General features: G+C 68.5%; 18 protein-coding genes and 1 pseudogene. 9 read left to right on the top strand and 10 right to left on the bottom strand.

Annotated features, from left to right (window positions below; genetic code table 11):
* Positions 1-2: 2 nt before the first annotated feature.
* From QPK29_RS02205 to kduI, 4 genes are read right to left on the bottom strand one after another with little or no spacing between them, the layout of a single operon-like run.
* The gene (locus QPK29_RS02205) at positions 3-1,028 is read right to left on the bottom strand and encodes an aldose epimerase family protein (RefSeq protein WP_056131988.1); all 1,026 of its coding nucleotides are present in this window, start codon (positions 1,026-1,028) and stop codon (positions 3-5) included.
* The gene (locus QPK29_RS02200) at positions 1,025-1,981 is read right to left on the bottom strand and encodes a sugar kinase (protein ID WP_371769822.1); all 957 of its coding nucleotides are present in this window, start codon (positions 1,979-1,981) and stop codon (positions 1,025-1,027) included. Before QPK29_RS02200 ends, QPK29_RS02205 begins: the two co-directional genes overlap by 4 nt.
* Positions 1,978-2,733, bottom strand: coding sequence for a 2-dehydro-3-deoxy-D-gluconate 5-dehydrogenase KduD (gene kduD / locus QPK29_RS02195; protein ID WP_371769823.1), 756 nt, complete (start codon positions 2,731-2,733; stop codon positions 1,978-1,980). Before kduD ends, QPK29_RS02200 begins: the two co-directional genes overlap by 4 nt.
* Before the next feature lie 9 nt (positions 2,734-2,742).
* On the bottom strand, positions 2,743-3,591 hold the full coding sequence (gene kduI, locus QPK29_RS02190) for a 5-dehydro-4-deoxy-D-glucuronate isomerase (RefSeq protein WP_371769824.1): 849 nt from the start codon (positions 3,589-3,591) through the stop codon (positions 2,743-2,745).
* A gap of 444 nt (positions 3,592-4,035) precedes the next feature.
* Here kduI and QPK29_RS02185 point away from each other — a divergent pair, with 444 nt between their 5' ends.
* The gene (locus tag QPK29_RS02185) at positions 4,036-7,110 is read left to right on the top strand and encodes a putative Ig domain-containing protein (RefSeq protein ID WP_371769825.1); all 3,075 of its coding nucleotides are present in this window, start codon (positions 4,036-4,038) and stop codon (positions 7,108-7,110) included.
* A gap of 7 nt (positions 7,111-7,117) precedes the next feature.
* The gene (locus tag QPK29_RS02180) at positions 7,118-7,711 is read left to right on the top strand and encodes an NF038129 family PEP-CTERM protein (protein WP_371769826.1); all 594 of its coding nucleotides are present in this window, start codon (positions 7,118-7,120) and stop codon (positions 7,709-7,711) included.
* A gap of 72 nt (positions 7,712-7,783) precedes the next feature.
* On the opposite strand, the gene QPK29_RS02175 is transcribed toward QPK29_RS02180, so the two are convergent.
* Entirely contained in the window at positions 7,784-8,614 is an 831-nt protein-coding gene (locus QPK29_RS02175) for a lipid-binding SYLF domain-containing protein (protein WP_400189713.1), read from the bottom strand.
* A gap of 111 nt (positions 8,615-8,725) precedes the next feature.
* Here QPK29_RS02175 and QPK29_RS02170 point away from each other — a divergent pair, with 111 nt between their 5' ends.
* From QPK29_RS02170 to QPK29_RS02160, 3 genes are all read left to right on the top strand, one after another.
* On the top strand, positions 8,726-9,097 hold the full coding sequence (locus QPK29_RS02170) for a DUF2784 domain-containing protein (protein ID WP_371769828.1): 372 nt from the start codon (positions 8,726-8,728) through the stop codon (positions 9,095-9,097).
* Between the two features lie 85 nt (positions 9,098-9,182).
* Positions 9,183-9,554 carry a DUF427 domain-containing protein gene (locus QPK29_RS02165; protein ID WP_056328775.1) on the top strand — a complete coding sequence of 124 codons (372 nt, stop codon included), beginning with the start codon at positions 9,183-9,185 and terminating at the stop codon, positions 9,552-9,554.
* Entirely contained in the window at positions 9,535-10,293 is a 759-nt protein-coding gene (locus QPK29_RS02160; RefSeq protein ID WP_371769829.1) for a M15 family metallopeptidase, read from the top strand. Before QPK29_RS02165 ends, QPK29_RS02160 begins: the two co-directional genes overlap by 20 nt.
* Here QPK29_RS02160 and QPK29_RS02155 read toward each other — a convergent pair.
* The gene (locus tag QPK29_RS02155) at positions 10,290-11,312 is read right to left on the bottom strand and encodes a P-loop NTPase family protein (protein ID WP_371769830.1); all 1,023 of its coding nucleotides are present in this window, start codon (positions 11,310-11,312) and stop codon (positions 10,290-10,292) included. The genes QPK29_RS02160 and QPK29_RS02155 overlap by 4 nt on opposite strands.
* Before the next feature lie 168 nt (positions 11,313-11,480).
* On the opposite strand from QPK29_RS02155, the gene QPK29_RS02150 reads away from it, so the two are divergent.
* The gene (locus tag QPK29_RS02150; protein WP_056132017.1) at positions 11,481-13,007 is read left to right on the top strand and encodes a sigma 54-interacting transcriptional regulator; all 1,527 of its coding nucleotides are present in this window, start codon (positions 11,481-11,483) and stop codon (positions 13,005-13,007) included.
* Here the strand turns inward: QPK29_RS02150 and QPK29_RS02145 are convergent, their stop codons facing one another.
* The 4 genes from QPK29_RS02145 to QPK29_RS02130 form a co-directional block, all read right to left on the bottom strand.
* On the bottom strand, positions 13,008-13,391 hold the full coding sequence (locus QPK29_RS02145) for a hypothetical protein (RefSeq protein WP_371769831.1): 384 nt from the start codon (positions 13,389-13,391) through the stop codon (positions 13,008-13,010).
* Positions 13,392-13,436: 45 nt separating this feature from the next.
* On the bottom strand, positions 13,437-15,641 hold the full coding sequence (locus tag QPK29_RS02140; RefSeq protein WP_371769832.1) for a protein kinase domain-containing protein: 2,205 nt from the start codon (positions 15,639-15,641) through the stop codon (positions 13,437-13,439).
* A gap of 98 nt (positions 15,642-15,739) precedes the next feature.
* Entirely contained in the window at positions 15,740-17,608 is a 1,869-nt protein-coding gene (locus QPK29_RS02135; protein WP_056132030.1) for an AI-2E family transporter, read from the bottom strand.
* Positions 17,609-17,776: 168 nt separating this feature from the next.
* Positions 17,777-18,403 (bottom strand): LysE family translocator, encoded by a 627-nt coding sequence (locus QPK29_RS02130; protein ID WP_056132043.1) that lies wholly within the window; start codon positions 18,401-18,403, stop codon positions 17,777-17,779.
* 93 nt (positions 18,404-18,496) lie between these two features.
* Between QPK29_RS02130 and QPK29_RS02125 the strand changes: the two genes are divergently transcribed.
* The 3 genes and pseudogenes from QPK29_RS02125 to QPK29_RS02115 form a co-directional block, all read left to right on the top strand.
* Entirely contained in the window at positions 18,497-19,315 is an 819-nt protein-coding gene (locus QPK29_RS02125) for a metallophosphoesterase (RefSeq protein ID WP_371769833.1), read from the top strand.
* A 255-nt stretch (positions 19,316-19,570) separates the two neighbouring features.
* Complete coding sequence (locus QPK29_RS02120; protein WP_056132049.1) at positions 19,571-20,974, top strand: amino acid permease; 1,404 nt, start codon at positions 19,571-19,573, stop codon at positions 20,972-20,974.
* Between the two features lie 426 nt (positions 20,975-21,400).
* Positions 21,401-21,858 (top strand): annotated as a pseudogene (locus QPK29_RS02115) (group II intron reverse transcriptase/maturase); the annotation flags it as partial.

The raw sequence follows: 21,858 nt of genomic DNA, 5'->3' as shown, positions 1-21,858 counted from the left end.
CTCTATCGTTGGGTTGGGAGGGACGGTTGGGGCCAGGCGGCGATGCGGTACCGGGTTTCCCACGGTGCGTCGGGGCCGATGGCGATCCCGAGGCGGTCCGCCAGCGGATGGTTCGCGGGCGCCGTCGCGACGCGGCCCAGGTCGAACAGGCTGTTCACGGGTTCGGCGCCCAGCGCCAGGTGGCTGCTCATCCAGGGGAAGTGGATGCGGCCGCCGTTACTCACCCAGAGCAGCAGGTCGGGCAGCTGCGCCGTGTCCCACCACAGGCCGACGCAGGCGTCGTAATCGAGGTAGTGCAGCGTGATCGGCGCGGCGCCGTCCTGGCCGCCGATCGCGCGCACCTGCAGCAGTTCCTCGGCCGGCGCGGCGAACGGCAGGTGCGCGAGGTCGATGGGGCCGTCGACGCCGGCCAGGCTGTCCAGCGATGCGGAGCGCGTGTCGGACAGCAGCCGCGACACCGCGCCCGCCGGCTGGGCGGGATAACTGTGGATGCCGTCGTGCGGCCCGAGCACGATGCGTACGCGCTCCGGTGCCGGCGGCAGGCGGAACGTCGGATGCAGGCCGGCGGGCACGCGCGCCGGGCGGCGGGCCCACACGCGCAACGTGATGTCGACGGCCGGTGCGTGCGGGTCGGCCGCGATCTCGCGTTCGATGTGTTCGATCGGCGAGCCGGCGGGATAGTCGATGGCCAGGTGGATGCGGGTGTCGGTCGCGGACACGCAGCGCCAATGGTGGTTGGCCGCATAGCCGTGGTCCCACGCATCGTCGGGCGCGCGCGTGCCCCAGCCGGCGGGCAGGCCGCGCGGCGCTTCCGTGCAGCCGAACGGCAGGCAGGGCCACTCGCCGCGCAGGCGCCGCATGATGCCGGGCAGGGTGTCGGCGCGCGTCATGCCGGCCCAGGGCGCCACGTGCATGATCTCGAGCTCCCGCTCGTCGCCGATGCGCAGGCTCAAGGGACCGAGCATCGCGCCCAGCGACTGCACGTCCGCGCTGCCGTGGTCCCAGGTGAGACGCCAGCTGCCGCTCATGCGGACGTTCCCGCGTGCGCGACGTTGAGGTCGCCGGTGATCGCGTGTTTCATGGCGGCGGCGGCCAGCGCGAACCCGGCCACGTCCGCCGTCGCCATGCCCGACTGGAGTCCGTGCAGGACGCCGGCCGCGAAGGCGTCGCCCGTGCCGATCCGGTCGACGGTGCCGGACAGCCGGTAGCTGCCGCCGGTCACGGACGCCGTGCGCGTGTGCAGCACGGCCGACAGCTCGTATTCGTCCGCCCGATGCGGCACGCGGCGGGTCCAGGCCAGCATCGCCAGGTCGGGAAATGCGGCGAACGCGCCTCGCACCGCATCCTGTTCGCGCGCGCAATCCGCCAGTTCGGGGCGGTCGAGCGCGAGCGCGATGTCGCGCGGACCGGCGAACAGCACGTCGGCCATGCGCATCGCCTCGAGCAGCGGCGGCTGCGCCGTGCCGTCGAACGCGACGCGCACGCCCGCGGCGCGCGCCGCCCGCATCGCCGCGAGCACGGCCTGGGCGGGACCGTCGTCGGCGGCCGGCGCGATACCCGACACGTGCAGCCACCCGGCCCCGTCCAGCAGCGCGGGCCAGTCGTACAGGCCGGGGTCGGCCAGCGCGTATGCGGAGCCGGCGCGGTCGTAGATGATCTCGGACGGGCGCGCGGCGGCGTCCGGCGTGATGAAGTACAGGCCCATGCGGCCGGGGCGCAGGCGGATGCCGGCCGTGTCGACGCCGTGCGCGCGCAGGCTGTCGAGCGCCGCGCGGCCGAGGGAGTTGTCGGGCAGGACGCTGACCATCGCGGTGCGGTGGCCGAGCAGCGCGAGCGCGACGGCGACGTTCGCCTCGGCGCCGCCCGCGCACGCATCCAGCGCCGGCGTCTGCAGCAGCATGCGGCCCGGCGGGGCGGCGAGGCGCAGCAGGATCTCGCCGAAGCAGACGATCCGGCCCGCCATGTCGGGACGGGCGCTCATCGGGCGAGCCAGCCGCCGTCCACCGGCAGGACGACGCCGTGGACGTAGTCGCTGGCCCGGCTGGCCAGGAACACGGCGGCGCCGGCCAGGTCGGCCGGCTGGCCCCAGCGGCCGGCGGGAATGCGCGCGAGGATGGCCGGTTCGCGCACCGGATCCGCGCGCAGGGCCGCCGTGTTGTTCGTGTCGAAGTAGCCGGGTGCGATCGCGTTGACGTTGATGCCTTGCGCGGCCCATTCGTTGGCGAGCGCGCGCGTCAGACCCGCAAGCGCGCTCTTGCTCGCCGCATAGGCCGGCACGCGGACGCCGCCCTGGAACGACAGCAGCGAGGCAATGTTGACGATCTTGCCGCCGCCATGTCGGGCCATGTGGCGCGCCGCGGCCTGGGACAGGAAGAACACGGATTTCAGGTTGGTGTCGATGACGGCGTCCCAGTCGGCCTCGTCGACGTCGAGGCTGTCGGCGCGGCGGATGATGCCGGCATTGTTGACGACGATGTCGAGCCGGCCGTTCAGGCCGACGGCGGCGGCGACGACGTCGCGCACGGGCGCCGTCGACGACAGGTCGGCGCGCACGTCGAGGAAGCGCCGGCCCAGCGCGCGGACTTGCGTGGCCGTGTCGTCGGCGGGGCTGCGCCCGGCCGCGACGACGTCGGCGCCGGCCGCGGCCAGCGCGAGGGCGATGCCCTGGCCGAGGCCCGTGTTGGCGCCCGTGACGAGCGCCGTGCGGCCGGCGAGGTTGAACAGGTCGAGCATGGGGTCCCCTTATTTCAGCTGGCAGATGTCGAGGACCTGCATGTCGGTGTAGTCCAGGTTCTCGCCGCCCATCGCCCAGATGAAGGCATAGTTGGCCGTGCCGGAGCCCATGTGGATCGACCAGGGCGGCGACACGACGGCCTGCTCGTTGGCCACGACGAGGTGGCGCGCCGAATCGGGGGCGCCCATGAAGTGGAACACGCGCTGGTCGTCCTGCAGGTCGAAATAGAAATACACCTCGGAGCGGCGCTCGTGCACGTGCGGCGGCATGGTGTTCCACACGCTGCCCGTCTTGAGGATCGTGAGGCCCAGCAGCAGCTGGGCGGACTTGCAAACGCCCGGGATGACGTACTGGTAGATCGTGCGTTCGTTCGACGTCGCGGCGCTGCCGCGCTCCAGCGGGATCGCCTGGGCGTGCGTGATCTTGACGAGTTCGCAGCGGACGTGCGCGGGCGTCGACGCGAGGTAGAAGCGGGCGGGGTTGGCCGCGTCCAGCGATTCGAAGACCACTTCAGCGCTGCCCATCGGGACATACAGGCCGTCGCGCGGGGCCAGCTCGACTGCCTGCCCGTCGACGGTGACACGGCCCGCGCCGCCCGCCACGTTGATGATGCCCAGCTCGCGCCGCGCCAGGAACGGCTGGCCGGCCGCGGAAGGCGGCTCCGTGTGGGTGGGCAGGGCCAGCGGGCCGGCGACGGGCGCCGCGCCGCCGATGACGAAGCGCTCGTCGTGGCAATAGTTCAGCTTGACGGCGTCCGGCGCGAACATCCGGTCGATGAGGTAGCGCTGGCGCAGCTGCTCGTTGCTGGCGCCCGCCATCATGTCGGGGTGGGTGGCGTAATACGTCTTGTCGAACACGGAGGTCTCCTCGCGATGAATATCGGTTATCGATAACAATCATATCAGGGTATTTCAAAAAGTAAAACCCCGCGGGAGGCGCGCCGGCACAAAAAAAATGACCCACCCCGACGAAGTCGAGGCGGGCCGAATACGGGACTGGAACGTACCCGCAAGGAGATCGCCATACCGGCACGAACCGGCCATGCCCGAGCGTACAGCGCAAGTTAACGATAACAAAACTTGTCGTCCAGATCAATAGATTTCGTCGAACCCCGGCTTTCCTCCTCGCCGCGGTGCATTTGTCATCGGCGCAACACATGGAGGTAACGATAACAAATTTTCATCCATTTCGTTGTGCTCGTGTTACGATCGCCAGCGCTATCGATAACACAACAGTCAAAGGAGGAGGCAGTGCCGTCGGTGGCATCCAATGAACTGGTTAGCAAACATATAAGGACAATCATGTATAACCATTCGCATCTGAGGTGGAATGCGTTGCGCGGCAACGCAAGCGGAAAGATGGTGGCATTGGCACTGGCGTCCGCGCTGGTGCTCGTGGGGAGCGGCGCCAGGGCCGTGACCTTCGTCGCCACGCCGATGGTCCAGCCGGTCGTGAGCGGTACCGGCTTTCGCCATCCGGGACTCGGCTTCACGCCGGAGCAGCTGGAGTACGTACGCCAGCAGATCCGCGCCGACGTCGAGCCTTATAAATCGTATTACGACATTCTCGCGACCGTGTGCTGCAACTACGCGAACATCAACCTGCAGCCCACGAACCGCGATGCGACGAAGGTCGATACGCCGAACACGCCGAACTACAACAGTACGACGGCGCAGACGCGCATGATCAACGATTCGCAGGGCGCGTTGACGCAGGCGATCCTGTACTACGTCACGGGCCGCAACGAATACCGGCGCAACGCGATGCGCATCCTGCGCACGTGGAGCAATATGAACCCGAACGGGTACGCCTATTTCCCCGACGCGCACATTCACAACGGGGTGCCGCTGTCGCGCATGCTGATGGCCGCGGAGATCATGCGCTATACGCCGGCCGATCCGACCTATACGGATTACCCGCTCGCGTGGACCGACACCGACACGCAGAAGCTCAAGGACAACCTGGTCGATCCGATGGAGCGCACCTTCTTCTCCAGTAACGAGCGGTTCAGGAACCAGCAACAGTATTCGCTCGTCGGCCGCATCGCCGGCGCGATCTTCACCGACAACCGTGCGCGCTACGACGAGTCGGTCGAATGGCTCACCGTGAACGCCACCTCGACGCGCCAGGACATCAACGGCGCGATCATGTCGGCGATCGCCCGCATCGACGCGGACGACCCGCTCAACAAGACGGGCAAGACGTTCTACGAAGTGCAGGAGATGTCGCGCGACGGCGCGCACGCGGGCGACAACGTCGACATCCTCGGCGGCCTGCTGCGGCTCGTGACCGCGCAGGGCACCAGGGTCGATCCGTTCACCGGCAAGCCCTCGTCCGGCGGCGACGCCGTGAGCGTCTACCGGTTCGGCGACGACCGCCTGCTGCGTGGCGCGAACGCCTACGCCGAATACATGCTCGGCTACGACACGCCGTGGGCCGACACGACGGGCGGCACGTCCGGCATCTCGCCCGCCTACCGCGGCCGCCTGTACGAGGTCGACGCGATCGCGGAGATCTACAACACCTATAAATACGTGGAAGGCGTGAACGTGGACGCCGAAGCGCCTTACCTGGCGACGGCGGCGGCCCATGCGAACGGCCCCGCCATCCCGTGGGGAGCGGCGACGCCCAACAACAAGGACATGGGCCCGACTGCCATCTTCACGTTGCCGCAGGCCCTCACCGGGGTGCCGCTGCCGGCCGGCACGGCGGGCATCCTGGAGACCGAACGTAAATCGGTCTTCCTCGACGGCGGCTGGACGATGCAGACCGAGGGCGAGCGCACCTACGGCCACGGAAGCGTGACGCCGGCCGGCGCCACCATCGTATTCCACGACGTGCAATATGCGGACCGCTCGAAGTACGCGCCGGTCGGCATCATGGTCCGTACCAATGCGCCGGTCACGCTGTCCGCGAGCGCCAGCCGCGACGCCAGTCCGTGGTCGCTGATGACGGTCCCCGACACGCACGGCGAATGGCGCTACATCGTGCCGGACACGTCGGCCGCCGCCATCGGCGGCCGCGCGCTCGGCGACAACATCATGTTCTTCAAGTTTTCCGGCCCCGAGGGCGCGACGGTGGACGTCGACTACGTGAACATGGCCGCGCCCACGCAACTGACGCCGCCGCGCTTTGCCATGCCCGTGTTCCCCGTCACGGAAATCGTCGTGCAGGGCATGCCGTATCGCGCGAGCTATGCCGCGCTTGACGCCAACACGGCGGACAGCGTCGCGTACGAGGCCGTCCGGCTGCCGGCCGGGGCGACGGTGAACGCGTCCAGCGGCGCATTCGACTGGACGCCGACGCCGGACCAGGTGGGCATGCACGACATCGTTGTCGCCGCGACCGACGGCGTCGCCGTCAGCACGATGACGGCGCGCCTGAACGTGCAGCCGGACCGCGCGTCCGCATTCCAGGCCGCGCTCGACGGCTACGATCCGTCCGCCGCCTACACGACGCCGTCGCTGGCCACGTTCAAGACGGAGCTGGCGCCGCTGCAGCAGCAGATGGCGACCGTGTCCGATGCGGATTTCCCGGCCCTGCTGAAGGCCGTGCAGGCGGCCGTGCGCAAGCTGGAGCTGGTCAATCCGAAGGTCGCCTCCGACGGCAGCCTCGACTGGAGCAAGAACATGGTGACGACGATCGGCTTCGGCGCGGACCGTCCGGCGCTGCTCGTCGACAATAACTACAACAGTTATTCGGGCGACCTGCGCGCGCCGATCACCATCGACTTCGGCGAGAACTACCGCGTGGCCGTCGGTGCCTTCGGTATCCAGGCCCGCTACATGTTCGGCAACCGTTCACAGGGCGCCAACGTGTACGGGTCGAACGACAACGTGAACTGGACCCTGCTCACGAGCCGCGAGACGACGGATACAAGCGGACGCAACTTCGAGATGGAAGTCATCCCCGTGCTGGCCGGCCTGGAGACACAGCCCTACCGTTACTTCATGGCGCGCGTCGACCATCCGGGCCCGCCGACGGATCCGGCGTATCCCGGCATTTCGTCGTATGGCGAGTTCCGCTTCTACGGCACCCGCTACGACCTGCTGGCGCCCGTCGACCTGACGGCCAATGTCAGGATCGCGCGTTCGGGCCTGACGATGAACCGCTTCACCCAGAAGTACACGGGCACGGTGACGTTCACGAACACGACCGGGACGGCGCTCGAGGGACCGCTGCAGTTCCGCCTCGCCGGTCTGACGAACGGCGTCACGCTCGACAACGCGACAGGCGTGAAGGACGGCGTTCCCTACGTCACGCTGAACGAAGCGGAACTTGCGCCGGGCCAGACGGCGACCGTGACCACGACGTTCTCGAATCCAGCGAAGGCCACCATCGCCTACACCCCACAACTGTTCAAGGTTAAATACTAGGAGACACATGATGCAGTCCATCACACGCCGCGCGGCCCGGCTGCTGGCCGCAACCTGGATGTGCCTGTGCGCCGGCGCGGCGCTGGCCGTGCCCGTCCACCACGTCGACATCGATACGTCGGCGCTCGGCACGGGTACCGCCTACCTGGGCATGTCCTTTCTCAGCGTCGGCGGCGCGACGCCGGCCAGCGCGTCGGTCACCAATCTCGCGGCCGACCTGCTGGGCGTGCCCGTCGGCACCGGTTCCGTGGCAGGCGGCCCGCCGGACGCGCTGACGTTCTCGAGCGAGGCGGGCGGCGGCGACTGGTTCCAGGCGATCCAGCTCGGCGGCCACGTCGGCTTCGACGTCAGCTTCCTGTTCGGCGACGGCACCGACGGCAGCACGTTCAGCTGGTCGCTGTTCGACGACACGCACTACCTCGGCATCGACGGCGACCTCGGCAGCATCGCCCTTCATCCGGACGCGGCGCCTGACGGGCGCCTGACCATCACGCCGGACAATGCGTTCACAGCCGTGCGCGCCGTGCCGGAGCCGTCCACGCTGCTGCTGGTGGCGCTGACCGGCTGCGTGCTGGCGGCAGTGCGGCGCCGGCCGGCCTGACGGTCCGCGGTGGCGCGCCGCCGGGCGCGGCCACCGCCTTCGGGCCCGGATCCGCGCGGGCCCGATGCGCCGCTACCGTCCGCCGGACTTGCCGCCGCTGCCGGCCGGCGTCGGCGGACTGCCGAGTACCTTGCGCAGGGCGTCGGCCTGGGCGTTGCTCTCCTTGCTGTCGATCGCCTGCAGCGCCGTCATCGGCTTGCCGTAGTAGGCCTCGGTCAGGCGCTGGTTGTAGCGGACGTCGTTGATGCCCACCGTGGCCGCGTTGCCGAACAGGCCCTTGCTCCCCGACCACGCGACGACGTCGCCCGCCGTGGAGCCCTGGGCCATGCGCGCGAAGTTGACGACCGTGAGGCCGGCGTCGGCGCTGAGCGAGAAGTTGTTACGGTTGCGGAAACTGTCGACGGCTTTCTGGTTCAACAGCACGAGGGCGATCGGCCCGCCTTCCACGCCGGCCTGGAGTCCGATGCTGAGGCCGCCGGTGTCGAAGAACACCGGGTTGCCCCAGGCCCCATCCGCTTGCCGGACCATCAGCACGCCCGCGCCGCCGGCACCCCCGACGCCGAGCGCGGCGCGGCCATAGGTGGGCACGATGAAGACGCCGCGGGCGCGGCCGAGCAGGGCCGGCATGCCCGTCTCGTTGCTCATCGTATGGACGACGCCCACGGCGTCGCTGACGTGCCTGACCGCGGCCTGCTGGCGCCGCGTGGCGGCGTCGTTGTCGGTGCCGTGCGCCGCCTGGCCCGCCGCCGCGGACCGGGACGCGTGGGAATCCTGCGCGGTCGCGGCGGGCACTGCGAAAGCGAGCATGAGCAGGGCGGCGGCACCCAGCAGGGCATGCCGCAGGACGGACCGGCGCCGGCCAGTGCGAGGCGGCGGCGGCGTGCGTGGCATCACGTGCATCATGATGTTCTCCTCGGTTCGGCCGAACGAATAGGCGATGAAGGTGGAGGATAGGATCGCCGCCGGATGCGGGTTTGACATGTATCAGTCGTGCGCCGGTGCGTATCATGGGCCATGGTCTACCAATTACTCGCCGTCATGGTGCTGCTCTTGCACCTGGGCTTCATGCTGTTCGTCGTCGCGGGTGCGGCGCTCGTCGCGCGCCGGCGCCGGCTGCTGCCGCTGCACCTGGCCGCCGTCGCCTGGGGCATCGCGATCGAGGCCACCGGGGCGGCCTGCCCCCTGACCGGGCTGGAGAATCACCTGCGCATGCTGGCCGGGGCCGGGGGCTATGCGGGCGGTTTCGTCGATCATTATCTTGTCGCGCTCATCTATCCGTCCGGTCTCACCCGCCCGATGCAATGGGGACTGGCCGCGGCCGTGCTGGCGCTGAACGTCGTGCTGTACGCGCGCATCGTGCGCGGCGGCCGGGACGACCGCGATTGATCCGGATCCGCGGCTGGCGTGGACGGGACGCACTTGCACGGGACCGGGCGGCATGAGATCGTAGGAGGCCACGACAGGAGAAGACATGCCGACAGCCATGAAGACACCGGGCCCCGACCATCCGATCACGATCACGCCTGCGCCCGGCCGCGTGACGGTGCGCGCCGGCGGCGCCGTGCTCGCCAGCAGCGACCGCGCGCTGGCGCTGCGCGAAGCCGATTATCCGCCCGTGCTGTACATCCCGCGCGAGGACGTGGCGATGGACCGCCTGCAGCGCACCGAACGGCACACCCATTGCCCGTACAAGGGCGATTGCGCCTATTTCTCGATCGTGGACGCGGGGCCGCGGGGCGAGAACGCGGTGTGGAGCTACGAAGCGCCGTATCCGGCCGTGGCCGCGATCCGGGACCACGTGGCGTTCTATCCGGACCGCGTCGATGCGATCGAGACCCGTTGAGCCCGGCGGTGCGGGGGCGGGCAGCGCGCCGTTCGACGAGTTCACGCTGACGGGGCGCGCGCGCACGCATGTCCAGCAGTACGGGCAGACGCCGGGACAGCCCCGTTTCGCGGCGCGGCCCGAGGTCGCGGCGGCCTTTCTCGCGATGCGCGCGGCGGCCGCGCAGGACGGTATCGACATGCTGCCGATCGCATCGTGGCGTCCGTTCGAGGCCCAGGCCCGCAACTGGAACCGCAAGTTTTCCGGGCAGGCGACACTGTACGATTGCGCGGGCAGGGCGCGCGACCACGGGGCGCTGGCGCCGGCGGACATCGTCCGTGCGATCCTCAACTGGACAGGGTTGCCGGGCGCGACGCGGCGCCATTGGGGCACGGACATCGATGTGTTCGACCGCGCCGCGCACCAGCCCGGCTACCGGACGAAGCTGTTGCCGGACGAGGCCCGGCCGGACGGCGTGTATGCAGGCCTGCATGCCTGGCTCGACGCGCACGCGGCGGGCTTCGGCTTCTTTCGTCCGTACCGTACCCGCCGCCGCGGGATGTGCCCGGAACCGTGGCACCTGAGCCATGCGCCGTCGGCACAGGCGGCGCTGGCGGCCATCGATATCGACATGGTCGCGCGCGCGGTCCGCGGTGCGGATCTGCTGGGCCGCGAACTCGTGCTCGACATGTTGCCGGACATCTTCCGCGACCACGTGCTGGACGTGGACGGCCCGGACCCGGGGCGCGGCGGCAGTTAACCGGCGTCCTGGCCGGCCGTGCGGGCGAGGCGGTGCACGCCGCCCGCGTCGGCGCGGTCCGCGCGCACGGGGGGCGGCGTCAGGTGCAGGGTGGTGCGGGCCAGCGCGTCCATGCGCACGCCGAGCGGACGCCGCATCGGGCCGGGTTCCAGGCGGGTGGCGAACATCCACAGCACGGGGTAGTCGAGGGTCGTCGGGACGACCACGTTCAGGACCATCGCGAGTTGCCAGTCGGCGCACTGCAGGTCGTCGATCGCGATGAGCAACGGCTGGTTCGCCGCGCGGTGCTGCACCAGCGCGCACAGGGCGGCGGTCTGCAGCAGTTGGGTGGCCGGCACGGGCCACTCCGGTGCGGCGTCGACGAGACCGACGCAGGCATCGACATGGACCGGCGACACGCCCAGCGCGGCGCAGCGGCTGCGCACGAGGTCGGCCAGCGGGACGGCGTCGCTACCGGGCGCGGTGCCGGCGTCGGCCGGCAGGCCGAGCAGGGCGAGCATCAGGTCGGCGGCCGTGTGGACCGCGGGGATGCGGGCGCTACCGCCGTCGAGCACGACGCAGGTGTAGCCGCGCGCCCGGGCGTCGCGGGCGCCGAAGGACAACAGGGGCGACTTGCCGGCGCCGGCGACACCCTGCACGTCGATGATCCGCCCGCGGCCGCCGACGTGGACCGCGTCGATGACGGCGCGGCATTGCAGGCGCTCGACGTCCCATATGTCCGCCAGGTCCGGCACGGCGCGCGCGGGCGGCGCCTGGCGGGTCGGCGCCGCGTCGATCAGGGTCTCGACGCCGATGCCGTAGAACGCGGCCAGGTGGCGCACCGTGCGGTAGGGCACGGGGCGGCCGGATTCGGCGCGCTTGATGGCGGCGTGGGTGAGGCACAGTCTTCGTTCCTGGAATTGCGCGGACAAGGCCTCGCGTCCGCCGCGGCGCTGGCGCAGGGCTTTCAGGCTGTGCACGTCGAGCATGACGCGGGCGTCAAAGGGCTGGATGGGCGAGGAAGCGAGGTTGAATGTCATGGCACGTCCGGGAAAAGGCACCGCCCCGATGGCGGCGTTACTCATATTGCAAACGCCGTGCCATGGCGAAATCCGGGGAGACAGCCCCGATTTCGGCCCATCGGATGTTTCTGCGTGTAAAATTGCCATGTTTTTTACATGTAAAGCGATAACGTTGACGTTCCGCGCATGCTTGACTCCACCGAATATACCCAGACGTTGCAGCTGTCCGCGCAGGGCATGCCCGGACGGCCGCTGCTGGCGCTGACGATCCTCTGGCATCCCGACCCGGCGCGCATCGGCGAACAGTTCGTCGGCGATCCCGGCACGCTGGAAGTGAACCGCTACGCGCCGCTGTTCTATCGCCCGGGCCAGGCCGGCCTGCCGCTGGGCCACGGCACGATCTCGCGCGACCCCGTGCGGATCGCGCGCGGCGGCGACGGCGATGGCGAGGGCGTCGTCGTGCATTTCCCGGCGACCCGCATGCCGGTCGAGCTGAACGGCCGGGCCGCGACCGGGCCGGTCCGGTTCGACGCGGCCGACGTCGCGCGCGGCCAGGTGTTGACGCTCGGCCGCGCCGTCGTCCTGTGCCTGCACTGGATGGACTGCCTACCCAAGCACAACCCGGTGCCGGGACTCGTGGGCGTGGGCGCCGCGGCGATCGCGCTGCGCGACCAGATCCGCATGGTGGCGCCGACCGACATCCCCGTGCTGCTGCTGGGCGAGACGGGCACCGGCAAGGAAATCGCGGCGCGCGCCATCCACGCGCTGGGCCAGCGCGCGCAGGCGCGGCTCGTCGCCGTCAACATGGCGGCGCTGAACGAATCGCTCGCGGCCGCCGAGTTGTTCGGCGCGGCGCGCGGCGCGTACACGGGCGCGCAGGAGCGCCGTGGCCTGTTCGCGGAAGCGGACGGCGGCACCCTGTTCCTCGACGAGATCGGCAATGCGCCGGCCAGCGTCCAGCCGATGCTGCTGCGCGTGCTGGAAGGCGGCGATTACCGTCCGCTGGGCGCGACCCAGGACCGCAAGACGACGGCGCGCCTGATCGCGGCGACGGACCAGGACCTCGATACGGCCGCGTTCAACCAGGCCCTGTTGCGCCGGCTGGAGGGATTCGCGCTGCAGCTGCCGCCGCTGCGCGCGCGGCGCGAAGACATCGGCGTGCTGATCGTGCACCTGCTGCAGGCGCACGGCGCGCTGCCGGTGCTGCCGCTGGAACTGGTGGTGGAGATCGCGTGCTACGACTGGCCGGGCAACATCCGCCAGTTAAGTCACACGTTGCGCCGCGCCGCGCTGCTGGTGCAGCACGGCGGCACGCCGCAGCTCGAACAACTGGTGCGCCTGACGCCGGCCCCGGCCGGCAGCGCGGCGCGGCTGGTGCCGGCTGCGGAAGCCATGCCGGCGCGCGCGCCTGCCGGACCGGAGACGCCGCGCCGCAAGCCGTCCGACATCAGCGACGCCGAGGTCCTGCGGGCGATGGCCGGCAACGAGTGGAATATCCAGGCCGCGGCGCGCGACCTGGGCATCTCGCGGCCGACGATGTACAAGCTGCTCGATGCCCACCGCGAGATCCGCTGGGCGGAGCGGATTCCCGCCGAGGAGATCGAACGCGCACTGGCCGCGTGCGCCGGCGACGTCGGGCGCTGCGCGGAGTTGCTCAGGACGCCGACGGAGTCGTTGCGGCGGGAAGTGCGGCGGTTGCGCGAGAGTGTCTGATTATTCGCAGGAGCGCGAGCCGACTTCCACTTCCGGGTCCGGAAGGTAGTAAAACGCGGTCGTGCCGTTGCCGTTGTGCGCGGAGAACGAGATCGTGAAGCCCCACGCGCCGAGGTTTTTCCCGACGGTCACCGTATTGTTCGCTTTCAGGTTGATGCGATTGCCTTCCGTGAACGGCGACGAACCATGGCAGGTCGTTTGCATCTGGCCGCTGATCAGTACGCACTCGGCGATGTCGCCCGGCCCATTGAACTGAAACACGATCTTGTCATTGGGTTCCAGCTGGATAATGTCGCCATCTTGGCGCTGCACGCCATTCAGGCCCCACGTGGCGAGGGTCTGATCCTGGACATAGCTGACCGTAAGCTGGTAGGTTTGCGGCATGATGATCCTTTCGGTTGAACAGCAGGTAAATGGAACGCGTCGGCCTCACTCAGAGTGGTAACCGGGGTCGCGCCGGAGTTCGACGAGGTCTGGCTCGGCCTCGACATATTTCTGCGGATAGCCCGCACGCAGCGCATTCAAGATCGCGGCGAGCGCTAGGGCGCGCTGCCCCAGCAGCTCATAGGTGAGCCCAGCGCGGAACTGCACGTCCGCACTCCCGGGCGCGAGCTCGACGGCATGACGTGCAAGCTTCACGGCGCTCGTTTCGTCGCCCGCCCGTGCGGAGTAAAGGCCCATGCGCGATACGAGCAGGACGTCGTCCGGCGCGCGCTCCAGGCGTGGGCCTAGCAGGTGGCGTGCTTTGTCGTAGGCGCGCCGTGCATCCTGGCGCCGCCCGGGAATCCACAGCAACGTGTCGCCGAGATTAGCCCACGCGAGGTAGGAACTTGGATCGCCGTGCCGGGACGACACGGCGTCCTCGAAGGCATCCGCTGCGCCGACGTAATCGCCGCGCAGAAAGAGCACGTTGCCGAGGTTGGAATAGAGTTTGGCGTTTGGACGCAACTGCAGGCCTTGTTGGAGTACGCGTGCCGCCTCGTCGAGACGGTTTTCACGTATTAGAGTGCCTGCCAGGTTGGCGTAGGCCGTCACGGCGTCGGGCTCGAGCCGGATGCTTCGCTGGAACAATTGCTCTGCTACTGCGAGATGGCCTTCCTCGTACTCGACGCTACCAAGTTCGTCGAGGAAGACGCGTGCGAGTGGGAAGCGCCGCGTCGCTTCGGCCAGCGTGGTGCGCGCGTCCTGGTAACGGCGCGCACGTCGCAGCGTCTCGGCCTTGATGTACCAGGCGAAATCGTTTGCCGGGTCGAGGCGCAGGGCCTGGTTGCAAGCGGCGACGGCATCGTCGAAGCGCCCCTGCCCCTCGCGCACCGCCGCCGTGGCCACGTGCGCGAGTGCGAGCTGGTCGTTCAGCCGCAGCGCCTGTTGCGCGCCCGCGTCCGCTTTCTGAAGCCAGGTTTCGTCCTGCCGCGAGCTGGCGTAGCGTGCGCTGTGCGCGAGTGAAATGCCGGCCGCGGCTGCCGCATTGTCCGGCGTGCGTGCCAGAATGCGCTCGAAGTGTCGCTGTGCGGTCTCGAGGGCGCCGGGCCGATCGAACAACCTGAGCGCGGCAAGGCCTTGCTCCATCTCGACGGCTTCCGAGTATGGCGTGAGCGCTTGGCGCATCGTGGCCCCGACCGCGGTCAGTTGGGGCTCGCCCTTCCACCAGAGGATGCCGCCAGTCGCCACGATCAACAATGCGGCAGCGCCGAGTTTCGCTCGTCGGGGCAGCGGACGCTTGTGCGCCGCGGGCACGGCTGTCCCTGGTTGCTGCGCCACCTTCCCACCCGAGAGTTCGGCCAAGCGCCGCAAGACGTCGTCCATGCTTTCGATACGCATCGGTACCCTGGCCGTCATCGCCCGGATTAATGCGATGACCGGTGCCTCGAGACGATCCGGGTAGTCCCATCCATCCGACGAGGTCTGGACGAGGGCCGCGGCCAGCGCCAGCCCATGCAATGTCGCAAACGGCCGCTTGGCGCACACGAGTTCATAAAGAATGACGCCGAGCGCGTAGGTGTCCGCGCCCGGGTCTGGCGTCGCGCCCTGCAGGCGCTCGGGCGCCATGTAGGCGATCGTACCCTGCGGATCGGTCTGGCCTGTCGCTGCGACCTCGCCCAGCGAGACGGTCTCGGTGGCCAGCGCGTCCTGGCGCAGCGCAAGGCCGAAGTCGAGGATGCGCACGCGCCCGTCCGGTTCGACCATCAGGTTCGACGGCTTGATGTCGCCATGCACGAGACCGGATGCGTGGGCATCGAGCATCGCTTCCGCCACCTGGCCGACCCAGTCGAGTGCGAGCGGCAGCGCGACTGTTTCCGACTGCAGGATTTCTTTCAGCGTGCGGCCATGCACCAGTTCCATGACGATGAACTGGCCTGCGGCATCCTCTTCGACCGCATGAACCTTGACGAACGCGGGATGACGCAGCGAAGCGGCCAGGCGCGCTTCGCGCACGAGGTCCGTGCCCGCCGTGCCGACATGGCGGATGGCCTTGATAGCGACGCTGCGGTGCAGGCGCGTGTCCCAGGCTTCGTGGACCTCGCCGAAGCCGCCTTCGCCGAGGCGGGCGCGCAGTTCGTAATGCCCGGACTGACCGCGCCGCGGCGCCTGGTCGGATGTCCAGCTCGCTTCAGGAAGAGTTGTTGCCGCCATGACCGTAAATATGTGATGTACGGCAACATTATATCGATAAAGCAACTACACGGCTGGAAAATCGTGACCAGCCCGATAAGACGTGACGCGAATGCAACTCACCCCCGCGGCGCCCGCTCCGGCGCCACGAATGCCAGTGCTTCCTCGAACGAGCGCAGCACGATATCGACATGTTCCTCGACCGCCGGCTGCGGCACGGTCGACTGGTCGAACGGCAGCTTGACGGTGGCGAGCAGCGCATCCGGCAGATGGGTGCGCAATTCCGTGACGGCGTTCAGCCAGTCCCCGAGCCGGTCTTCCACGGGGTAGGGCAGGATCACGGTGGAGATAAGCTCCGCCTTTTCCGGACCGGGCCGGTCGGCCGAGCCAAGCAATGTGCTGCGCGCGTCGATGTTCGCGTCGCGCAGCGCCGACACGAGCAGCTCGGCGAGCAGTTCGTCCCGCTCCACCGCGAGGGCGGCGCACAGCACGACGGAGTGCGCGGGCACGTCCAGCGAGCCCTGCCAGCGGCCCTGGCGGGTCTCGCGCATCTGGCGCAGGTAGGCGCCCAGGTTGGCGTCGAGCAGCGAGACGTCGCGGCGGCGCCGCGTGCGCGCGGGCGTGCGGCCTTCCGGGTTCAGGGTCGCCGCCACGCGGCCCATGGCGGCGCGCATGGTTTCCATCTGGCCCGCGTCGATGCGGCCCGCGCGCATGTCGGCGCCGGCCAGGGCAAGGCCCGGCAACAGCACCTTGTCGCAATAGCGCGCGAAACTGGCGCGGCGCAGGTAGGCGTGGGCGTCGCGCACGATCGTGTCGCTGTCGGCCGTCAGCAGGCGCTGGTACAGGCGCTGGGCGCCCGAGACGTTGGGGGCGTCGCCGAGCAGGATCGTCACCGGTTCCAGCCCGCGCACGTGGCGGCCGGCCACGACGAAGCACAGGGTCAGCGGCGTCGACAGCAACAGGCCCACCGGCCCCCACATCGCGCCCCAGAACACGGCCGAGACGATCACGGCGAGCGGCGACAGGCCCGAGCTGTGGCCGTAGACCTTCGGTTCGACGACGTTCGCGACGAACAGTTCCAGCGCGACGAACAGGGCGATGCAGGACAGGGCCAGCTGCCAGCCGGGGTCGATGGCGGCGACGAACACGGCGATGACGGCGCCAGCCGCCATCACGCCGATGTAGGGCACGAAGCGCAGCATGCCGGACAGGGCGCCCCACAGGCCCGCGTGCGGTACGCCGGCGAGCCACAGCAAGAGGCCGATCAGGGTGCCGAACGTCAGGTTGACGATGAACTGAGACAGGAAGAAGCGCGACACGCCCTGGGCCGCGTCGCCCAGGGTGCGGATCGTGCGGTTGATTTCCGTCTGGCCGGCGAGCCGGATCAGGCGGTCGCGCAGCGATTCGTGTTCGAGCGAGATGAAGACGAGCAGTACGAGCACGAGCCCCGCCTCGCCCAACGGACCGAAGGCCATTGCGAACAGGCGTGTGAGCGAGTCGCGCGTCGTCAGGCGCGGCTGGCGGATCTCGACCGGCAGCGGCTGCGTGGGGCTGACGGTCACGGTGCTCATGCCGCGCCGGCTGCTGACGGTGCCGCTCTGCTGCGCCTGGGGCTGCACGGCGCTGATCTCGGCCTCGATGCGGGCGAACGGCCGCTCGGTCATCTCGCGCACGGCCGCGACCTTGGTGCGGATCGCGGCGCGGTATTTCGGCAGGTCGCCCGTCACGGCGACGAGCTGGAACGCGAGGACGATGCCCAGGCCGACCACGCACGTGCCCACCATCAGCACGGACAGCATCGTCGCCGGCACCTGGCCCAGGCCGATGCGCCGCAGCGTGCGGATCAGCGGGGCGATCACGAGGCTGAGGATGACCGCCAGCGCGAGCGGTTCGAGGACGTCGCGCCCGAAATACAGCAGACCGAGCACGCAGCAGGCGGTGACGATCGCGCTGGAAGTCAGGTGCTTGAACAGAGTGGATTCGCGCATTCGCGGCCGCAAGCGGGGATGGCGGCCATCCCGTAGAGATAAAACCGCCAATGTAGCAAAAAATGTGGCCGGCAACCAAATTTCTATAAAGAAATTTTGAAGTCATTCCCCGGCGGGATATGTGACGAACGTTAAAACGCCAAGGGGCGATGGATCCGGGTGATGCCGTCAGCGCGACACGATCAGGCGCAGGCCGAGGGCGATGAAGATGGTGCCGGCGATACGGTCGAGCCATTGCCCGGCCTTGGGACGGCGCGCCAGCCACTGGCCGATGGCACCGGAAAAGAAGCCGAGCAGGCCGAACAGGACGATGGCCTGCAAGGTGAACGTGAGGCCCAGCAGCGCCGTCTGCAGGTTGGCGTCGCCGCGCTGCGCGACGACGAACTGGGGCAGGAACGACAGGAAGAACAGGGCCACCTTCGGATTGATGGCGTTCGCGACGAGGCCTTTGAAGAACAGCGTGCGGGCCGGGTCGGCGGCGGCATGCGCCGTGTCGACGCGGGCGCCGCCGCGGCTGCGGATCGCGTGCCAGCCCATCCACGCGAGATACAGGCCGCCGCATACCTTGAGCGTCGTGAACGCGAGCGGCGACGCGGCGATGAGGGCGGACACGCCCACGACGGCCAGCAGCGTGTGCGACAGGCACCCGAACGCGCACCCGAGCCCGAACGCGATACCCCGCACCCGGCCCTTGGCGACGCCCACGCTCAATACCATCATGTTGTCCGGCCCCGGCGACAGGGTCAGCAGGATGGCGGCGGCGAGGAAGGCGAAGAACTGGTCGGGTGTCAGCATGGTAGCCCTGGGCAAAAAGGCAATGTTACCTCACCGGGGGCGCAGTTGGTGTAAAGTGCGGGTCCTATGTCCAGTCACAAGCATGAGCAACCCTTGCGCAATGCGTTCGAACGCGTCCTGAATGCCGCCCTGCTGAAGGGCTTCGTGGCCGGGTTGAGCTACCGGCTCGGCGGCCTGGGCAAAGTGCGGGTGACCCGCCAGGAGGTGGAGCTGGACCCCGGACGCCGGCTGGCGCAGCCGCTGCGCATCGGTTTCGCGTCCGATTTCCATGCCGGCCCCACCACGCATCCCGCCATATTCGGCGACCTGCTGGCGGCGATCCGCGCGGAAGCGCCGGACGTGATGCTGCTGGGCGGCGACTACGTGTGTTTCGATGCGGAGAACGTGGCCGTCCTGGCGGACTTCATCGCGGGCGCACGGGCGCCGCTGGGCACCTATGCCGTCATCGGCAACCACGACATCTGGAATGGCCGCGGCATCATCGAGGACGCGCTGCGCGCCGGCGGCGCCGAGGTGCTCGTGAACCGCAACGTCGCGCTGCCGGCGCCGTTCGGCGACGTCAGCGTGTGCGGCATCGACGATCCGTGGACCGGCGCGCCGTCGGCCGGCGCCACGTTCGCCGGCGCGGGCGCTGTCCGGATCTACCTGACGCATTCCCCCGACGGGCTGTACCGCCTGGAGCGCCAGCGCTTCGACGTCGCCTTCGCCGGCCATACCCATGGCGGCCAGATCGCGCTCCCGGATGGTGCGCCGCTGTTCCATCCCAGCGGCCCGTGCTCGCGCGATTTCTGCTACGGCCGCTACGACGTGTCCGGCAACGGCCCCCTCATCGTCAGCCGCGGCGTCGGCTGTTCCGGCATCCCGCTGCGGCTGAACGCCGATCCGGAACTCCTCATTTGCACGCTGCGCTAAGCGTTTGTGGCCGGTTTTTGCGGTTTCCCAGCTTCTACGCCTTGAAATATTGAGTATTTCCTTTGATTCTGGATAACAGAATGGAGATAATGTGACGCCGCCAGGCTGGCGACCGGCATTGTTCTTGCATGTCAGTCCAGGCGGTCCGTGCCCAGGAGGAGACCCCCTTCGGCGGATGTACGTGCAGGTTACCGCCTGCCCGCCGCACATAACAATCAGGGACCGGGATTTATCTACTATCGATTGGAGAAAGCAGTGAGTCTTTTCAGAACCAAGAATCTCGACAACATGGTCGCAGCCTCCCGTACCCCGGGCGGGCTGAAGAAAGTGCTGGGGCCAACCGACCTCATCCTCATGGGCATCGGGGCGATCGTCGGCACCGGTATCTTCGTGCTGACCGGTACGGGCGCATTGACGGCCGGTCCGGCGTTGACGGTATCGTTCATCGTCGCCGCCATCGCGTGCGGCTTCGCGGCCATGTGCTACGCGGAGTTCGCGTCGACCGTGCCGATCGCCGGTTCGATCTATACCTACAGCTACGTCGTCCTCGGCGAACTCGTCGCCTGGATGATCGGCTGGGACCTCCTGCTCGAATATGGGCTGGCGACGTCGGCGGTGGCCGTCGGCTGGTCCGGCTATTTCCAGTCGCTGTTGAGCGGCTTCGGCATCACCATTCCTGAAATCCTGTCCGCCGCCCCGGGCGCGGTGCCGGGCGTGCACAGCGTGATGAACCTGCCGGCGCTGGTCATCATGCTCGTGCTGACCGCGATGCTGTCGTACGGCGTGCGCGAATCGGCGCGCGTGAACAACGTCATGGTCGTCATCAAGATGATCGTCGTGCTGCTGTTCATCGCCGTCGGCGTCAAGCACGTCACGCCGGCCAACTGGCATCCGTTCGCGCCGTTCGGCGGCACGGGCATCATGAGCGCCGCCGCCGTCGTGTTCTTCGCGTTCATCGGCTTCGACGCCGTCACGTCGGCCGCCGAGGAAGTCAAGCGTCCGGAACGCGACCTCCCGATCGGCATCATCGGCTCGCTGACCATCTGCACGATCCTGTACGTGATCGTCGCCGCCATCATGACCGGCATCGTCCCGTTCCAGATGTTCAAGGGCATCGACCACCCGGTGTCGCTGGCCCTGCAGCACGCCGGCGAAAACTGGTTCGCCGGCTGGATCGACCTGGGCGCGATCCTCGGCATGACCACCGTGATCCTGGTGATGGCGTATGGCCAGACCCGCATCATCTACGCGATGTCGCGCGACGGCCTGCTGCCGGCGAAGTTGTCCACCGTGCACCCGAAATTCGGCACCCCGTTCTTTGCGACGTGGGTGGTCGGCATCCTGTTCGGCCTGATCGCCGCGTTCGTGCCGCTGAACGTGCTGGCCGAACTCGTCAACATCGGCACGCTGGCCGCGTTCTGCCTCGTCTCCGTCGCCGTAATCGTCCTGCGCAAGAAGCGGCCGGACCTGAAGCGCGCGTTCCGCTGCCCGGGCGTGCCCATCGTGCCGGGCATCGCCGTCGTGTTCTGCCTGGCGCTGATGTCGTTCCTGTCCGCGATCACGTGGGTGGCGTTCCTCATCTGGCTGGTGCTGGGCCTGCTGGTGTATTTCGGTTATGCCCGTTCGCGTTCCTTGCTGAACGGCGCGACGCAGTCGTAATTTGCTGCCCGCGTTCTGAAAGTGGCGCTGCGGCGCCGCTTTTCTTTTGTGCGCCCAGCATGGGCGCACTCCTGCGGGTGCAAGTCCCGCCGCGAGCTGACCACAGCGAGCGAAGTGAAGCGCAACTGCGGAAGGGCGACCGACCGTGGGAAGGAAGCGTGGAGCGAAACTGCGAGCCGATGAACAAGAATCGGATAGAAGGCGCTGCCGAGCAGGGCGAGCGGGCAAATGACCGCGAAGCTCTTGTGGTCAAGGCGAGGTGGCGTAGATCCGGCGGTTGTGCAGTGAAGGAGTGCGTTCTTACCTGGGGAGATCTCGCCTTATGCCTGAAAGGGCGACGAAAAAAAAATCGGAGCGAGAAGTCAGCAGAGGCCGTAGTAGCCACAGTCTTGGCGAAGAGCCGAACGAGAAGGAGCGTCAAACGCTTTGTCGATGAATCGTGTACCGCATCAGATGCCCGCGTTGGCGGGGCGGGTCGCCAAGCGGCGGGGTGAAGCCTCGTCCAAGGTGGTCAGCGATGAAACACGTCTCACGCGCCAAGAGTCGAAAGGCGCAGGGCGAGGCTTGCTCGCGCAAGTCCTCGCGAGAGAGAACATGCAACGCGCGTGGAAGCGCGTGAAGGCGAACAAGGGAGCCGCGGGTGTCGATGGACTTAGCATTGTCCAGACCTAAGAACGCCTGAAACACGCTTGGCCCGACATCAGGAGGCGCCTGATGAATGGCACGTACAAGCCACAACCTGTACGGCGCGTGGGCATCCCGAAACCAGATGGAAGCGAACGTGAACTGGGGATTCCCACCGTGACTGACCGTTTGATTCAGCAGGCACTGCTGCAGGTGCTGCAACCGCTGATCGATCCCACCTTTAGTGAACACAGCTACGG

The organism is Massilia orientalis, assembly GCF_030411975.2.
Lineage (GTDB): Bacteria > Pseudomonadota > Gammaproteobacteria > Burkholderiales > Burkholderiaceae_D > Telluria > Telluria orientalis.
Note: the sequence above shows the minus strand (reverse complement) of the source record. Positions and strands in the feature narration are given on the sequence as shown.

Excerpts from the sequence above, each read along its gene's own strand:
- QPK29_RS02135 (WP_056132030.1), bottom strand. The coding sequence starts at position 17,608 with ATGCGCGAATCCACTCTGTTCAAGCACCTGACTTCCAGCGCGATCGTC.
- QPK29_RS02140 (WP_371769832.1), bottom strand. The coding sequence starts at position 15,641 with ATGGCGGCAACAACTCTTCCTGAAGCGAGCTGGACATCCGACCAGGCG.
- QPK29_RS02165 (WP_056328775.1), top strand. The coding sequence starts at position 9,183 with ATGCCGACAGCCATGAAGACACCGGGCCCCGACCATCCGATCACGATC.
- QPK29_RS02155 (WP_371769830.1), bottom strand. The coding sequence starts at position 11,312 with ATGACATTCAACCTCGCTTCCTCGCCCATCCAGCCCTTTGACGCCCGC.
- QPK29_RS02180 (WP_371769826.1), top strand. The coding sequence starts at position 7,118 with ATGATGCAGTCCATCACACGCCGCGCGGCCCGGCTGCTGGCCGCAACC.
- QPK29_RS02185 (WP_371769825.1), top strand. The coding sequence starts at position 4,036 with ATGTATAACCATTCGCATCTGAGGTGGAATGCGTTGCGCGGCAACGCA.
- QPK29_RS02205 (WP_056131988.1), bottom strand. The coding sequence starts at position 1,028 with ATGAGCGGCAGCTGGCGTCTCACCTGGGACCACGGCAGCGCGGACGTG.
- QPK29_RS02145 (WP_371769831.1), bottom strand. The coding sequence starts at position 13,391 with ATGCCGCAAACCTACCAGCTTACGGTCAGCTATGTCCAGGATCAGACC.
- QPK29_RS02170 (WP_371769828.1), top strand. The coding sequence starts at position 8,726 with ATGGTCTACCAATTACTCGCCGTCATGGTGCTGCTCTTGCACCTGGGC.
- QPK29_RS02175 (WP_400189713.1), bottom strand. The coding sequence starts at position 8,614 with ATGATGCACGTGATGCCACGCACGCCGCCGCCGCCTCGCACTGGCCGG.
- QPK29_RS02200 (WP_371769822.1), bottom strand. The coding sequence starts at position 1,981 with ATGAGCGCCCGTCCCGACATGGCGGGCCGGATCGTCTGCTTCGGCGAG.
- QPK29_RS02150 (WP_056132017.1), top strand. The coding sequence starts at position 11,481 with ATGCTTGACTCCACCGAATATACCCAGACGTTGCAGCTGTCCGCGCAG.
- QPK29_RS02130 (WP_056132043.1), bottom strand. The coding sequence starts at position 18,403 with ATGCTGACACCCGACCAGTTCTTCGCCTTCCTCGCCGCCGCCATCCTG.
- kduD (WP_371769823.1), bottom strand. The coding sequence starts at position 2,733 with ATGCTCGACCTGTTCAACCTCGCCGGCCGCACGGCGCTCGTCACGGGC.
- QPK29_RS02160 (WP_371769829.1), top strand. The coding sequence starts at position 9,535 with ATGCGATCGAGACCCGTTGAGCCCGGCGGTGCGGGGGCGGGCAGCGCG.